Consider the following 14890-nt stretch of genomic DNA (forward strand, 5'->3'; position numbering starts at 1 on the left):
CGCGTGTTTGCTCGCATATGGCGCTCCATAGAGGGGCCGATGCTTTTGATCGTGCCGCTATGCATGGGCATTATGCTGTACCTGGGCATTGCTCAGGCGGCTCTCTTAATGCTTGCGATGGTGGTGCTTGTGCTCGCCATGTTCTTTGCGGGCTACGAGGCGAGTCGCCCGGCGCTGCGGCAAATCATGCCCACGCTCGTGCTGGTCGCCTTGGCTGCGGCGGGACGCATCCTGTTTGGGCCAATTCCCGATTTCAAGCCCGTTTCTGCCATTGCTATCATCGCGGGCGCCTGTTTGGGCGCGCGTTCGGGATTTATGGTTGGTGCGCTGGCGGCTCTCACCAGCAATTTCTTTTTTGGCCAGGGCATGTGGACACCATGGCAGATGTACGCCTGGGGCGTGGTGGGCTACGTGGGCGGATTGCTCGCCCGCGCCGGAGCCTTTAGGCGTGCAAGTGGCAGTGTTCGCATGCCAGCGCTACTTGCATATGGCGCCGCTTCGGGTTTGCTGTACGGCGTGATTATCAACGCGTATGACGTGATTGGCTTTGTCCAGCCCCTCACGGTGGCGGGCATTATCGCGCGCGTCTCTGCAGCGGTGCCGTTTGACCTTATGCACAGCGCTGCTACCTGTGTATTCCTTGCCGCGCTCTATGCTCCATGGACGCGCAGAATCGACCGCGTGGTGCAAAAGTACGACTTGCGCGCTGGCGAGTAGCCGCGCAGTCTGCGCGCCCGAGGGCCTTCGCGACGGTTTGGGCTAGCTGGCAGGCCGCCTACTCCGCAGCTACCTGCTTGCCCTTGCGTACCTCGGTCGCATGGGCAACGTTGAGCAGCGCCAGACCAAGCAGCGAGGCGGTGACGCTTGCGGCAAGGACGGCGCATTTTGCCGCCAACTGCTCGGGGCCGGAGCTAAATGACAGGCCCGAAATCAAAATGCACATGGTAAAGCCCACGCCGCCCAGGACTCCCACGCAAAGCATCTGCCCCCATGTGGCGCCTTCGGGCAGAGGTGAAAAGCCAATCTTCACGCTCAGCGCCGTGACGGCGATGATGCCAATGGGCTTGCCCAAAACCAGGCCAAAGAAGCAGCCCAGTGCCACCGGGTCGCTCACCACGCTGGCCATGTCGACGCCAACAAGCCTGAGCTGGGCATTTGCAAAGGCAAAGAGCGGCAGGATGATAAAGTTGACCGGCGTGGCGATGGTTGTTTCCACGCGCTGCAGCGGCGGCGTCACGCGATGCATGATGTTTTCCACACGCTTGGCGGTGTGCGTGAACTCGTGCTGGCCCAGCACGTGCATCTGCGGGTCATAGATGTCGTCGAGCTCGTCGCCGCGATCGCTTAGCCAGTCCTTGACCGAATCGAGGCGAATATCAGAACGTGCGGGCAAGAAGAATGCCAAGATCACGCCGGCAAGGGTGGCATGCACGCCCGAGTTGAGCATGCAAAACCACAGCAAGATGCCGAGCACCACGTAGTAGCGTGCATGGAATACCTGCAGTACGTTGAGCAGGCCCAGCAGCACGCAGACGCCAACGGCTGCGGCGAGCCGGGGAATGGAGGGCGTCTGCCCATAGAAGAGCGCGATTACGATGATGCCCAGCAAATCATCGGCGATGGCAAGCGTGGAGAAAAACACCTTTGCGGCGGGTGCCACCTTGTCTCCTGCAAGCGACATAATGCCCAGTGCAAAGGCGATATCGGTCGCGATGGGCACGGCCCAGCCGCCAATGTTGCCGCTCGCATTAAAGACGCTGTATATCAAGGCGGGCACAGCTACGCCGCCACATGCTGCGAGGATGGGCATGAGCGCATGGCGCGGGTTGGTGAGAACACCGGCGGTGAGCTCGTATTTAAGCTCGATACCTACGGAGAGGAAGAAGATCGCCATGAGGAAGTCGTTGATAAAGCCTTCGAGTGAGATGCTGCCGATAAAGGGTCCTACCTGCACGGCGAGCGGCGCCTCGAGGAATTCACGCACGGCAAAGTAGGCATCGGTGTTCGCCACGATCACTGCCACGATGGCGGCAAGCACCATGGCGGCTGCGGCAATGGTACCGTTGCTGGTGATGCGCTGGATGGCGGGCTTGCGCGCGTACCGGCGTGCAACGGCCGGAACGGCGACGATTTTTGACTGCGGAGTTGCTGCCGTGTTGTGCCCAGTTGCGTTTGATGTGCTCATAAGCTGCTCCTCTATGGCGCAACTCGGCAGTTTGCGCCCTCTCTCACACTTTGCCGCTCTTTGTTATAACCCCGTCGGCGTCGTGCACGATTGCTCACCGCGGTCGGAAACATATAAATTGCCGCCGCGTTACGCTCCTGTTTCGACCGTTGCGATGGCAAGATCTTTGTCTACGGAGTCGAGAAGGTTTTTAAGGTTTGTACCGGCGAGGAGGATCTGCTGGCTCTGACTGATAGGGAAGAGTAGCGGCTCGATAAAAACGAGGCAGTTCACTGCGCGGTGGGCGCCCATTTTTGTGTCGAGAGGCTGCGGCGAGCAATGATTGTGGCGGCTAGAGTTCGATCTCGAGCGTGACCGGGCAGTGGTCGGAGCCAAAGATGTCATTGCGGATGCCCGCGCCGCGCACGTTTTGGGCAATCTCGTCGCTCACCAAGAAGTAGTCGATGCGCCAGCCGGCGTTGTTCTTGCGTGCGTTAAAGCGGTAGCTCCACCAGCTATATGCGCCTGTGACCTCGGGGTTGAGCGAGCGCCAGGTGTCGGTGAACCCGGCGTCCAAGAGATCGGTGAACTTGCCGCGCTCCTCGTCGGAAAAGCCGGCATTGCCACGGTTGGTGCGAGGGTTCTTGAGGTCGATTTCCTGATGGGCTACGTTAAAGTCGCCGCAGGTGACAACGGGCTTGCCTTCTGCTTCCAGGCTTTTGAGAAACGCGCGGAAAGCATCGTCCCAGGCCATGCGCACGTTCAGGCGAGCGAGCTCGTTTTGTGCGTTGGGCGTGTAGACGTCTACAAACCAAAAGTGTTCGAATTCGAGAGCACAAACGCGCCCCTCCGTGCAGGCTTCGGCCACGAGGTCGTGCGCCTCGGGCACGGCGCATTCAAGAAGGTCGGCCGCTCGACGAACGGAAAGCGGCTCCTCGCGGCTGAACACGGCTGTTCCCGAATAGCCCTTGCGCTCGGCATAGCTCCAGGTTTGAAAATAGCCCGGCAAATCGAGATCCACTTGTCCCTCTTGCAGTTTTGTTTCTTGCAAGGCAAAGACATCGGCATCGAGCTCTTGCGCGATCTCCTCAAAGCTGGGCGACTTCTTTATCACGGCACGCAGGCCGTTAACGTTCCACGAGGCAAAAAGATAGCGTTGGGACATGGGTCCTCCTGGGCATTCCGATGGGAAGGCATGCGATTTAGCGGTAAATGTAATCGCAGCAAAGACAAATTGGCAGTGCGCCTGTAAAACGAGCTGCGCATCCGTATAATATCCAGTTGGTGCAGCATACCGCGCGATTGGCGTGGTTTTTCAAAAACGTTTTAGAAAGGTTCGCGATGTCGGACGCGCAAAACACGGGCCGGCTTGGGGCAGAGCGCCTCGAGATTGCATGCAAGGTCGCCTCTATCGTTCTTTTTGTTGCCGCCTTTATGCTGGCTGCGGTTGGCGCCGTTCATCTTGCCGTGCTGCCGGGCATCATTGAGCCTCATTTGCGCAACGTTGCGATCGAGATGGCGCTCTTGGCATTACTTCTTGCAGTCGCGAGCACGGCTGTGGGCGCAATGGGCATCATGGTTGTCTGTCGCAACTATGATGCGAAGCGCCTGTTCTTGGCCTCATCGGGGCTGGTGGCATTCGCGATCGTTGGCGTCTTGCTGGCAAAATTTGTGATCCGTGGAATTTTTGGCATGGGAAGCCTTACGAGGCCTGGCATGCTCGTTGTGCTGTGCTCGGCCGTCATCGCGTTTGCGTGCGCGCAGATGCTGCCCAGGAAGCCCGTAGCGGAAGATGCCGAGGCTGAACCCGACAAAGATGCCGAAAGCGATGGCGCCGAAAAATCTGCCGAGGATGCCGCTGAGCCGGACGATGCTGATGCACGCGAGAGCGAAGCGCCTGCTGTCGAGCCCGAGTTTGAGTCGGACGATGCGCCTGGCAATGACGCCGCGGACGATGAGGATACGAACGACGATAACCCCACCGATGGCGATGCTGCTGGCGCTGCCGATGCGGATCTCTCTAGCGACAATGCCCCTGTTATTGATGACGACCTTGAGGACGACGGTCCTGCCCAGGGGGCTCACTTTGGTAAGCCGTGCGACGATCGGTAACCGCTCCCGCTCGCGAAGGCCACGCACGCACTTGTGCGCTATGCTGAATCAAGGCAAACAAGGAGGCGCACATGGCAGAGGCTATAACCAATGCCGCCGAGGCCCAGCGGGCCCTGGCGAGTTTGTTCGAGACGCATGAGCACACGGTGTTCTTTGGCGGTGCGGGCGTGTCCACGGCGAGTGGAATTCCGGATTTTCGCAGCGTGGACGGCCTATATCATCAGCAGTTCGACTATCCGCCCGAGACGATGCTCTCGCACTCGTTCTTTGTGTCCCATAAGCCGGACTTCTACAATTTCTATCGCAAGAAGATGATTGCGCTCGATGCAAAGCCCAATCGCGCGCACACCAAGCTCGCCGAGCTGGAGGCGGCGGGCAAGCTCGATGCCGTGGTGACGCAAAATATCGACGGTCTTCACCAGATAGCGGGCTCGAAGAACGTCTTTGAGCTGCACGGCTCGGTGCATCGCAACGTTTGCCAGCGCTGCGGCAAGACCTACGATGCCAAGTGGATCATGGCGCGTGAGCACGAGGACGCGCAAGGCGTGCCCATATGTCCCCTGTGCCGCGGCGAGATCAAGCCCGATGTCGTTCTTTATGAGGAGCCTCTCGACGACAACGTGGTCAACGGTGCGGTGGATGCCATTGCCCATGCGGACATGCTCATCATCGGCGGCACTTCGCTTGTAGTCTATCCCGCGGCCGGTCTCACTCGTTTTTTTAACGGGGAGAAGCTCGTGATCATCAACCGCGACCCTACACCGCAAGATCATAATGCCGACCTCTTGATTTCCTGCGACATCGCAGCTGCCTTCGATTTTTAAGTCCTGCAGGCGGATACAATAGAGTGTCATGCCCCGCGCTTGCATCTGTGCGCGGCATCATACGCATATCATCGTGCCGGTAGCTTGGCTATTGGCATGTACAGTTTTCGAAAGGACATCTATGGCTCACGACACCAAAGTCTGGCGCTGCGGGAAGTACGAGCTCAAGTTTGACCGCCCGCGCATCATGGGCGTCCTCAACGTTACGCCCGATTCCTTTAGCGACGGCGGCGAGCACATGGATACCGAGGCCGCCATCGCGTACGGCCTCAAGATGCTCGACGACGGCGCCGACATCATCGACGTGGGCGGCGAGTCCACACGCCCCGGCTTCACGCCCGTCTCTCCCGACGAAGAGGCGCGTCGCGTGCTGCCGGTGATCCGTGCGCTTGCTCAGCGCGGAGCCATTGTCTCGGTCGATACACGCCATGTCGAGGTGGCCAAGGCCGCCGTGCGCGTGGGCGCCTCGATCGTCAATGACGTGACGGGCTTCACCGATCCCAAGATGCTCGACTTTGTGACAACCAACAACTGCGGTGTGGTGGTTATGCATGCGGGCGAGCTCACGGCTCCCGCGCACGCGCACACTGCCGTGCAGTTGGATACCTCTGCCGCTGCTTTTGTGGCCGAGAAGGCCCGTGCCGCTGCGGAGAGCGCGGTCGCGGCGCGCAAAAGCCGCAATACCAAGCGCAGCCTGATCCAGCCCCTGCTTCCCTTTGACGAACTTCCGGCAGACATCGTGCCCGAGAAAAACGACAAGAAGAAGCCTATCAAGGGCAAGGATGCTGCCGCTAAGGACACTGAGGCGTCGGACGCCGCCGAGACGCCATCCGACGCTCCTTCTGCCGAGGCTATCGGCGCGGCGCTCGCCGGTTCTGCCATCGAGACCACGGCTGCCGCGGTTGTTGCCGATACCGCCCAGCCCGAGCCCGATGCGCTCGCCGCTGTTATGGCTCGCTCCGTGCATCGCGAGGAAGCCTACGTGAGCACCTCGCAGTTGCGCCGCTTTACCATGCCCGATTCTGCCCCCATCATGCGTCGCGTCATGGGCTTTTTGTCCGACCAGGCGCGCGCCCTTATGCAGGCGGGCGTTGCGCGCGAGCGCATCTGCATCGATCCGGGTGCCGGCTTTGGCAAGACTGCGAACGAGGACATCATCATCCAGCGCGAGACGGCCAAGATGGCCTCGCTCGGCTACCCGCTGCTGTGCGCGGTTTCGCGCAAGCGTTTTGTGGGCACCGTCTCGGGCGTGGCGGATGCTACCGCGCGCGACGCTGCCACCTTTGGCGTATGCCTGGGTGCCATCCAGGCTGGTGCGAACATTGTGCGCGTGCATGATGTGGCCGGTTTCGCGCAGTTTATCAACGGTTACTGGGCAGTTGCCAAGCCTCAGCCGCGCCGGGCGTTCGTGGCCCTCGGCTCCAATCTGGGCCGCCGCTTGGATAACATCCGCGCTGCTAAGGACCTCATTGCCGAGATCCCCATGACCTGCGTTTCCAACTGCTCACGCATTTACGAGAGTGAGCCTGCTTACGAGGAGCGCCAGGAGCCCTTTGCCAACGCTGTTATCGAGATTCGCACCGAGCTCGCTCCGCTTATCCTGCTGGATCAGCTCATGGAGGTCGAGAACAAACTGGGACGCAATCGCACCAAGAGCGCACGTGCCAACGGGCCGCGCACGCTCGATTGCGACCTTTTGTGGATGGAAGGCGAGATTCACGGCGGTGATAAGCTGCGCCTGCCGCATCCCAAGTTAGGCGAGCGCGACTTTGTGCTTGTGCCCCTCGAGGACCTTATGCACGACCCGGCGCGTTTCTTCCGCTACGAGGGCGTGGACGTAAAGGAGCCTGAGGACCGCGTGGGCCATATTGTGGGCGAGCTGGGCTCGCTGTAGTTTTGTTTGATTCGGCCCCCGTTTGGGCGGCAGGCGTGGATATTCGCGCCGCTGTTCAAACGGGGCGTTTTGTGTTGAAGGAGTGCTTGTGGGCGAGATGATTGCCGGCGAGTTGCCGCAGATCGTGTTTGAGGAGTCGGTGACGTCGACTAATGATGTGGCGATCGAGCGCGGCCGCGAGGGCGCGCCGCACGGTTGGTGCGTGTGCGCGCAGGAGCAAACGGAAGGTCGCGGCAGGCGCGGTCACGTATGGGCCTCGCCTGCGGGGAGCATCTATCTTTCCTGCGTGCTGCGCCCGGGCGTTCGCATGCAGGAGTTCACGGCGCTGCCGGCAGTGTGCGCGATGGGCGTGGTCGATACACTGCGTGAGCTTGGTCTGGCTGAGCGCGTGGGTATCAAGTGGCCTAACGATATCGTGGCGCGCGTCGCGGCAGGGGAGGACGAGCCCTTTGATCGCAAACTCGCGGGCATCTTGGTGGAGGCCAAGGCGAGTGCCGACGGTCCGTTTGCCGTGGTGGGACTGGGTGTTAACCTGCATCCGCTGACGGTCGAGGGTGTGGGATCTCAGGTGAGCCCACAGGCGCTGGAGCCCATCTCGCTCGACGATCTGATGGGGGAGGACGGTTGCCCCGATATGCAAGAACTCGCTGGCATGCTGCGCAATGCGATGATTGCTCGCGTGGATGCGTGGGCTGCGAGGATGGCCACGATGCAGGCAGGCATGGGGCCCATGGCGCCGATTCTTTCTGAGTACTTCGACATGGTGCCCATGCTGGGCAAACAGGTTGCTGTGATTGCGCCGACGGGCCATGTGATGGATACGGGCACGTTCTCCGGTCTGGATATCTGGGGCCGTGCGGTGGTTATTACCCCTGCGGGCGAGCAGAACTATCCTTCAGAAGCCGTAAGCTTGCGTCAAATTTAGGGGCGTGTCGTATTACTCCGTCATGCGACGATAGATCTCGCGGATGCCACGCAGAGTGAGCTGGTTGTCGATGACGTCAAAGACGTCGGTCGATTGCGCCACCACGCTGCTGAGGCCGCCCGTGGCGATAACGCGGGCATCGGGTGCGCCGAGCTCGTTTTTAATGCGGGCCACGAGGCCTTCCGCCATGGCGGCGGCACCGATTACGGCTCCGCTCTGCACGCATTCGACGGTGTTGCGTCCAATGGCATGGGCAGGGGATTCGAGCGGAACGCTTGCCAGCTTGGAAGCGCGTGCGGTGAGGGCGTCCATGGAGATGCGGATACCGGGGGCGATGGAGCCACCGATATAATAGCCCTCGCTGTCGATAACATCGATATTGGTGGCGGTGCCAAAGTCGACCACGATGGCGGGCGCGCCGTAGAAGGTCTCAGCAGCAACGGCATTGGCGATGCGGTCGGCACCGACCTCGGCGGGGTTGGCTACGCGCAACTTGGTTGCCTGGGCTGTCTGCGTGCCCACGACCACGGCGGTTGCCGTAAGGCGCGCTGCCACGGCGTGCCACTCGCGCGAGAGTTCGGGCACTACGCCGGCAAAAGCGATGGCTTTGACCTGGCTAAGGTCCAGGTTGGACATGCGAAAGTAGCCCTCAAGACGCATGTGGACCTCGTCGGCAGTGAAGGTGCGATCGGTGGGCATGCGCCAGGAGTGGACAAGGTCGTCTCCGTCAAACAGGCCGAGGGCGGTTTGCGTGTTTCCCATATCCACAGCTAAAAGCATGAGTTTCCCTTCATATGACGCATGCGCGATGCAAATGATTCGCGTCAATTGTATACTTCGAGCTTGCTGCCATGTGGCTGGATGGGGCGCTGAGTTTGCGCCAATTGTGGATAAAACGCCCTAAATTGTGGAGATGTGCGAGCAAACAAAGTTTCTTCTTGCATCAGGCATAGGTGCATCGTAATATACTTTCTTGCGCACGAGGTGCGTCCAGACATTGCGGGGTGGAGCAGTCTGGTAGCTCGCCGGGCTCATAACCCGGAGGTCGTAGGTTCAAATCCTGCCCCCGCGACCAAGAATTTTGTAGCCCGGAAGCTTAACGGCTTCCGGGCTTTTTTGTTGGCGATCGACATGATGCGGCTTCGTCTCTCTCTGAGGCGCGACGGTGCCGAATGAAAACAAGGTTGCCGTCTTGAGTCTATTCCTCAAAATTGAAAAATTTTCGTTATTGAGGAATAGGTCTAGCGCATTGCCCCGGGAACCTCTGGAGTGGGAAAGATTTCTTGGACATCGAGTTGAGGACAAAGGGTGCTCTATGTGAGCCAGAAAGGGAAGCGCTTCGATAGACAGTTCAAATTAGCGGCGGCTCGGATGGTTCTCGGTGGCGGCGGGACCGGTCGCGGGTATGGAGAACCATGCCGCAATCGCGGAGGGTGTCACCATCCTCACCGCCTCGCGAGGCGGTGAGACCTCGCTTGAGCGTAAGGGGCATGGCGTTTTTACAAGTCTTCTCATAAACGCCCTAGAGGGCGCTGCGGCGAATCTGATAGGCAGTATCACGCCGGGCAGTGCCTATGCGCACATCGATCAAACGCTTGGCATGTGGGGCCAAAGGCCTGTTTTCAAAACGAACACGGACAGCTTCGTGTCGCTGCGCGAAGTCGATCCCGCAATCTCACTCGATGATTTGCGGAAGCTGAAAAAGCTCTTCCCAACAGAGGACTATGAATACAGGCTGGACCCGTCGTATGAGCCAAGGGACGAGGGGAGAACAGACGCTATGCCTCCAGTAGAGCCCAGGAACAACCGGGTGTTCTCTCTGCTCCAGAAATACAACCGGCATGGTCTTCTGGTTCCAGTTGGCGCCGATCATATGTGGAACGCGGCGATGGAGAGCAAGTCCTGCCGGTTGACGCTCCTCGGCAAGCATTATCGAAGGCTTGCGGACCAGGGCCTGCTTTGACACGTTGACTAACGAGGCTTTCAGCGATCATGCTCAAACTTTAGGGCTTGCAGCAAGAGATCGGATAACGCTCAAGCCGTTTGATGCTCATCGAGGAGCTTTAGCATCTCGATGAGCATCTTCGTCAGCTCCTCGTCTTGGATGAGGTCTATGCCGAAGCACTTCTTTCCCGCGTCCTTGAGGGATGCGCCGATGTGATACGCGGTCGCACTGTCGAGGATAAGGAAACGGTCGTGGAACGTTCTGGTGCGGCGGACGGTGAGCTGCGGGTACTGTGCGTTGAACACGTCGACGTCGCCTTGCGTGAGCCGGTTGCCGGAGGTGTAGACGGTCACCGCGACGCCCTTGCGCTTCTTTGCGAGGATGTTCAGGGTGTGGACGTCTGCGTAGCCGTCCACGAGGGAGATTTCGCGCTCGGCGCGGCTCACGAGATCTGTCAGCAGGCTGAAGGCGTCGAACATCTGCCCGGCGAAGAAGATCCGCTGGGGTTTCTCGACCTCGCCTTCGAGCAGGCGGAACACCTGGTTGAAGCGCTCGTCGGTCGATTGCTGAAACGCCGCCTGACTCAACTCGACACCGCGCAGCCGCTCAAACAGGGTGGCATTTTCGGCGAGGAGGTGGCGCATGGCGACAAACGCCCTCATGATACTGATACTGGTCTGCACCGCCACTTCGCTGCGTAGCACGCCGGACAGCATGGCTATGCCCTGCTCGGTATAGGCATAAGGGAGGTAACGCCGCCCGCCGCGACCCTCCACGATCTTTGAGGTTCCAATTTGGCACCTCAAAGACTCGTCCTCCTCTTTGGTCAGTTGAAAACGGAAGTCCTCGGGGAATCTGTCGGCGTTGCGTGCGGCGGCGCGGTTGAGATTCTTCGTCTCTACCTCGTATAACCGAGCGAGATCGGTATCGAGCATGATCTGCTGCCCACGAACGGTATGGATTAGGGGCTCTATGTTTGCGGAATCGACCAGGGCTATCGGCGCACTCGTTTCGACCGATTCGTTCTCGGCATCAAAATCGCTCATGGTTCCTCGATTCAAAGATGGGGACGCTCCTGCGTCGAAAGCATTTTATCATCCTTGGGCTTCGTCGCCTGCCGGTTCAGTGGCGATGATCTCTGGCGTTAGGGAGGGAGTGCGCTTCGTCGTGGCGATGTCGGCCCTAAGCCTCCCTCGCCATGACGGTGATTCGGCTCCCGTCGATGGTGATGGGCGCGCCCGCCCCGCGCTGGATCTCCAGGAGATCGGCGACCGTGGACACCGTGATTCGCCACTCTTCACGAGGGAGCTTCCTACCGCGGCAGGCGAATCGTAAAGCGGCTGCCGACGCCCTCGACCGAGGTTACGCCGATGACGCCGCCGTGGCTATCGACGATCCACTTGGCGATGGCGAGCCCCAGGCCCGAGCCCTGCGTGCCGGCATCGCGTGCGTTGTCGGCACGGTAGAACCGCTCGAACGCGTGAGCTGCGGATTCCTGGTTCATGCCGATGCCCTCGTCTTCAACGGCTATGTCGACCGTGCCCGTGCCCACATCGGGTGTTATGCCAAATGTGACGGTCGTTCCCGCGTCCGAATACTTGGCGGCGTTTTGCACGATCACGCGCAGAGCCTGCTTCACGAGCGCGACATCGACGGACGCGTCGCAGCGCGGGTCGCTGGCAAACGCAGCGTCAAAAGCCAGCCGATACGCGTGCTCGGCATCAATCATCTGCGATTCTTCGCATACCTCGCCGACGAGCGCTGCCAGATTGGTGTCCACACGATGCAGCGCGGTGCGGCCGGCATCGCCGCGTGCCAAAAACAGCAGTTGTTCCACGAGCTCCTGCATGTGCTCGCTTTCGGCCTTGAGCGAGGCGATGGACTCCGCCAGCACGGCCGGGTCGTCTTTGCCCCAGCGGTCGAGCATGTTTACGTAGCCCTGAATCACCGCAATGGGCGTGCGCAGCTCGTGGCTCGCGTCGTTGACAAAGCGCATCTGCTGCAGCTTGGCCTCTTGCATCTGGCGCAGTAGGCGGTTGAGCGCGACCTCGATACTCGCCAGATCGGCGTCGCCGGTGGTGACGCTCGGCGAGTCGACGCTTGCGCGCTCGATGGCCTGCTCTAATGTTTCCATCTTGCCGCCGGAGAGTTGCATGCGGCCGAGCTCGTCCACGCGCAAAGCCAGGTCGTTGAGCGGCGCCATAGTGCGGCGCACGCGGCGGGCGCCGCCGAGCATATCGAGCACGCCGATGGCCTGCCAACCTACAACAACGATATAGAGGGGCCACAGCGCGACGAGGTCCTGCGCGAGGGGGAAGGTCTTGTTGGTGCGCGCAAGCTCGACGGTATAGGTGAGCGTGGCCAGGTCCCAGCCGCGTGCGGGCGCCAGCGACATGCCGTGAACGGTGGCGCCGGGGATCCATCCTGCGGTAAACGCGCCGTCGGGCAGCGCCTGGTTGTAGCCATAGACGAGGATTGCCGCCGAAACAAGCAGCAGTAGCAGGTCGAGCCAGACGTAGCTCATCAGGCGGCGCCACATATAGCTCCAGTTGATGGCGCGGGCGATGGAGGTGACGCGCTTGGCCTCGGCGTTACGCACGGCAGGCATAGCCCACCCCGCGCACGGTCTGGATGATGCGAGCGCCGCCAGCGTCTTCGATCTTGGCGCGTAGGTGCGCGATGTGCACGTCGACGTTGTTGGTGTCGCCCACGTATTCGTGGCCTAGCGCCTCGTGCGCGATGCGCTCGCGCGTGAGCACGGTGCCGGTATGTGCCATAAGCAGGGCGAGGACGTCGAACTCGCGGGCGGTCAGCACGATGGGCGAGCCTCCGACCGTGACTTCGCGGCGGTCGGGGTCGAGCGTGACCGAACCCACGGTGAGCGCGGCGGGGGAGGGCACGGCAGAGGTCTTGGCCGAGGCGCCAGTCGGGGGTATCGCAGCGGCACCCGTAGCGCCCTCTCCGGCCCCAACGCCGCCAACGCCCGAAGCCGCCCGCACGGCCTCCGCGCGCTTCAGCGCCACGCGGATCCGTGCGAACAGCTCCTCAATCGCAAACGGCTTGGTCAGGTAATCGTCGGCGCCGGCATCGAGTCCGGCCACCTTGTCCATCACGGCATCGCGCGCGGTGACCATAATCACCGGCACATCCTTGTGCTTACGTACACGCCGCAGCACCTCCATGCCGTTGAGCTGCGGCAATAGCACATCGAGCAGAATCAGATCGTAGTCGTGCTCCAGTGCCAGGTCCACGGCGGTGCGGCCGTCGGCGGCGTACTCCACCTGATAGCCCTCGTGCTCCAGCTCGAGCGTCACAAAGCGGGCGATTTTCTCCTCGTCCTCTACGATCAGGATTCGTGCCATACGTGCCCCTATCTGCGATTACTTGTCGTCGTTCAGATTTTGCTTGATGCCGTCCGCGGCATCGGCGGCGTGATCCATCAGGTTGTTGATGCTGCCGGGCACGTCGCCGTCGCTGTCGATGCGGTAGCGCATGCCAAAGAACAGGCCAATCAGCATCAGCCATATCGTGGCACCCCAGGCAAACAGCGCGACGATGGGGATCAAGATAGGAATGTTGAGGATGATCGCATCGCGGCGTGTGGCGATAAACTTGGTGTCCAGGCTCAGGCGGAAGAGCTTTTTGAGGTACTCCCACACGCTGTCCATCTTCTTGGAGAAGTCGGTCTTTTCGCTCGACTTTTCGTAGGCGGCCTGCGCGGCGACCATCTCGGCCGAGGGCTCATCGACTGACTCGGGCTCGGTGGCGGCGTGCGCTGACGTGGTCTGGGTCTTGCCCTGCGACTCGAGCCAAATGATGGCATCCAGCACGTTGCCGTTGACAGCGTCGAGCGCGGCTTTGGCGTCTGTGTAGCTCACGTTGCACTTGGTGCGGATGGTTTCAACTTTTTCGAGGTCGTCCATGACCTGTCCTTTCGTTCGATGGGCGCGACGCCGGGCGATCTGCCCGGGCGCGAGCGTTGCGTTCGGCGGCCTGCGTTGCGCGGTGCCGCCCCGCCCTTGGTCGAACTCTATAGTGCAGGTTATAGATTAAGCGATTCTTGAGCCAAGATTAATGTTGGATGAGTTTTTGGGTGACGGTGGGAAAGGGCGGAAAAGGCAGGTTTTGCATGGCGTGAAGGAGGGGCGGTCTGATCTTTGGGACAGCTGATAGCGAGGTCTAATACTTTTCCGAGAAGTGAACGAGTGAAAACGGACCCCCGAAGCATCGACACTTTCCGGGTGCCGTTTCCTGCGGTTTTGAAGCTGAAATCCTGCGATTTTGCTGTCAAAAATGCGGATGCTCCAGGGGTCTAAAAGCAGACGTTCACTTCGCGGAAAAGTATTAGAGCTCAATGGGAAAACGCGGTGACCCATCGCGACTACTCGTTCCGGGGCGACTACATCCGGGTCTCGATGTTCGACGATCGCCTGGAGATCGTCAGCCCGGGGGCGCTCCCGAACATCGTGACGCTCGACAACATGAGGACCACCCGCTATTCGCGCAACCCGCGTATCGCGCGCACGCTGGTTGAATTCGGCTGGGTCCGGGAGCTGAACGAGGGCGTCAAGCGCATCTACACCGAGATGCAGGACTCCCTGCCCAACGATCCGGTCTACACGGAGCCCGGCGGGACGAAGGTCCAGCTGACGCTCGAGAACAACATCGTGGCCCGGACCGTCAGGAGAAGTGAGGCGCTCGAGGACAGGCTCTCGGCCGAGGCTATCGCCTCGCTTGGGGACTATGAACTCGCCGCCGTAAGGCTGGCCTTCACGAATGGAAAGGTGGCGGCAAGGGGGCTCGCGGAGCACATCGGAAGAGATCGTCGAACGGCAAGCCGCGTGCTAGGTAAGCTGATCGGGGAGGGAGGGCTGCTCGAGTGGCATGGCTCCTCTCCAAACGACCCGAGGCAGTTCTATGCGATAAGGTAGGCAGAGGTTCGGTTTCGCACCTTTGTCGCAGTAGTGTCGCACCTTTTTCGCAGTAGTGTCGCACCTTTTCTCGCTGACGCCTGCGACGGTTGGGG

General features: G+C 60.6%; 14 protein-coding genes and 1 tRNA gene. 8 read left to right on the forward strand and 7 right to left on the reverse strand.

All coding sequences use genetic code 11. The features are described from left to right. Positions 1-3: 3 nt before the first annotated feature. Positions 4-717 (forward strand): DUF6580 family putative transport protein, encoded by a 714-nt coding sequence (locus HF320_RS00665; protein WP_349290674.1) that lies wholly within the window; start codon positions 4-6, stop codon positions 715-717. Positions 718-775: 58 nt separating this feature from the next. Here HF320_RS00665 and nhaA read toward each other — a convergent pair whose 3' ends face one another. Both nhaA and HF320_RS00675 read right to left on the reverse strand, forming a co-directional pair. Then, positions 776-2185: a Na+/H+ antiporter NhaA gene (gene nhaA / locus HF320_RS00670; protein ID WP_169276634.1), complete on the reverse strand. Its 1410-nt coding sequence runs from the start codon at positions 2183-2185 to the stop codon at positions 776-778. Between the two features lie 331 nt (positions 2186-2516). Next, entirely contained in the window at positions 2517-3329 is an 813-nt protein-coding gene (locus HF320_RS00675) for an exodeoxyribonuclease III (RefSeq protein ID WP_169276635.1), read from the reverse strand. A gap of 176 nt (positions 3330-3505) precedes the next feature. On the opposite strand from HF320_RS00675, the gene HF320_RS00680 reads away from it, so the two are divergent. The 4 genes from HF320_RS00680 (at position 3506) to HF320_RS00695 (ending at position 7919) form a co-directional block, all read left to right on the forward strand. After that, on the forward strand, positions 3506-4276 hold the full coding sequence (locus HF320_RS00680; protein WP_169276636.1) for a hypothetical protein: 771 nt from the start codon (positions 3506-3508) through the stop codon (positions 4274-4276). Between the two features lie 71 nt (positions 4277-4347). Beyond that, positions 4348-5100, forward strand: a complete 753-nt coding sequence (locus HF320_RS00685; RefSeq protein WP_169276637.1) for an NAD-dependent protein deacylase — start codon at positions 4348-4350, stop codon at positions 5098-5100. Positions 5101-5221: 121 nt separating this feature from the next. Next, positions 5222-6994, forward strand: coding sequence for a dihydropteroate synthase (gene folP, locus HF320_RS00690; RefSeq protein WP_169276638.1), 1773 nt, complete (start codon positions 5222-5224; stop codon positions 6992-6994). A 97-nt stretch (positions 6995-7091) separates the two neighbouring features. Beyond that, positions 7092-7919, forward strand: coding sequence for a biotin--[acetyl-CoA-carboxylase] ligase (locus HF320_RS00695; protein ID WP_248276564.1), 828 nt, complete (start codon positions 7092-7094; stop codon positions 7917-7919). Positions 7920-7931: 12 nt separating this feature from the next. Here the strand turns inward: HF320_RS00695 and HF320_RS00700 are convergent, their stop codons facing one another. Continuing rightward, positions 7932-8699, reverse strand: a complete 768-nt coding sequence (locus tag HF320_RS00700) for a type III pantothenate kinase (RefSeq protein ID WP_169276640.1) — start codon at positions 8697-8699, stop codon at positions 7932-7934. Between the two features lie 218 nt (positions 8700-8917). Here HF320_RS00700 and HF320_RS00705 point away from each other — a divergent pair. Then, positions 8918-8994, forward strand: a tRNA-Met gene (locus tag HF320_RS00705). A gap of 330 nt (positions 8995-9324) precedes the next feature. Continuing rightward, entirely contained in the window at positions 9325-9882 is a 558-nt protein-coding gene (locus tag HF320_RS00710) for a hypothetical protein (protein WP_211158900.1), read from the forward strand. Positions 9883-9953: 71 nt separating this feature from the next. Here HF320_RS00710 and HF320_RS00715 read toward each other — a convergent pair whose 3' ends face one another. The 4 genes from HF320_RS00715 to HF320_RS00730 form a co-directional block, all read right to left on the reverse strand. Further along, positions 9954-10910 (reverse strand): ORF6N domain-containing protein, encoded by a 957-nt coding sequence (locus HF320_RS00715; protein WP_169276641.1) that lies wholly within the window; start codon positions 10908-10910, stop codon positions 9954-9956. 266 nt (positions 10911-11176) lie between these two features. Beyond that, positions 11177-12472, reverse strand: a complete 1296-nt coding sequence (locus HF320_RS00720; protein WP_169276642.1) for a sensor histidine kinase — start codon at positions 12470-12472, stop codon at positions 11177-11179. After that, the gene (locus tag HF320_RS00725; protein WP_169276643.1) at positions 12456-13226 is read right to left on the reverse strand and encodes a response regulator transcription factor; all 771 of its coding nucleotides are present in this window, start codon (positions 13224-13226) and stop codon (positions 12456-12458) included. Before HF320_RS00725 ends, HF320_RS00720 begins: the two co-directional genes overlap by 17 nt. 18 nt (positions 13227-13244) lie before the next feature. Next, positions 13245-13787, reverse strand: a complete 543-nt coding sequence (locus tag HF320_RS00730) for a UBA domain-containing protein (protein WP_169276644.1) — start codon at positions 13785-13787, stop codon at positions 13245-13247. A gap of 444 nt (positions 13788-14231) precedes the next feature. Between HF320_RS00730 and HF320_RS00735 the strand changes: the two genes are divergently transcribed. After that, on the forward strand, positions 14232-14795 hold the full coding sequence (locus HF320_RS00735) for an ATP-binding protein (RefSeq protein ID WP_349290675.1): 564 nt from the start codon (positions 14232-14234) through the stop codon (positions 14793-14795). The last annotated feature ends 95 nt before the right edge of the window (positions 14796-14890 follow it).

Origin of the sequence: Collinsella acetigenes (genome assembly GCF_012844445.1) — a bacterium.
Lineage (GTDB): Bacteria > Actinomycetota > Coriobacteriia > Coriobacteriales > Coriobacteriaceae > Collinsella > Collinsella acetigenes.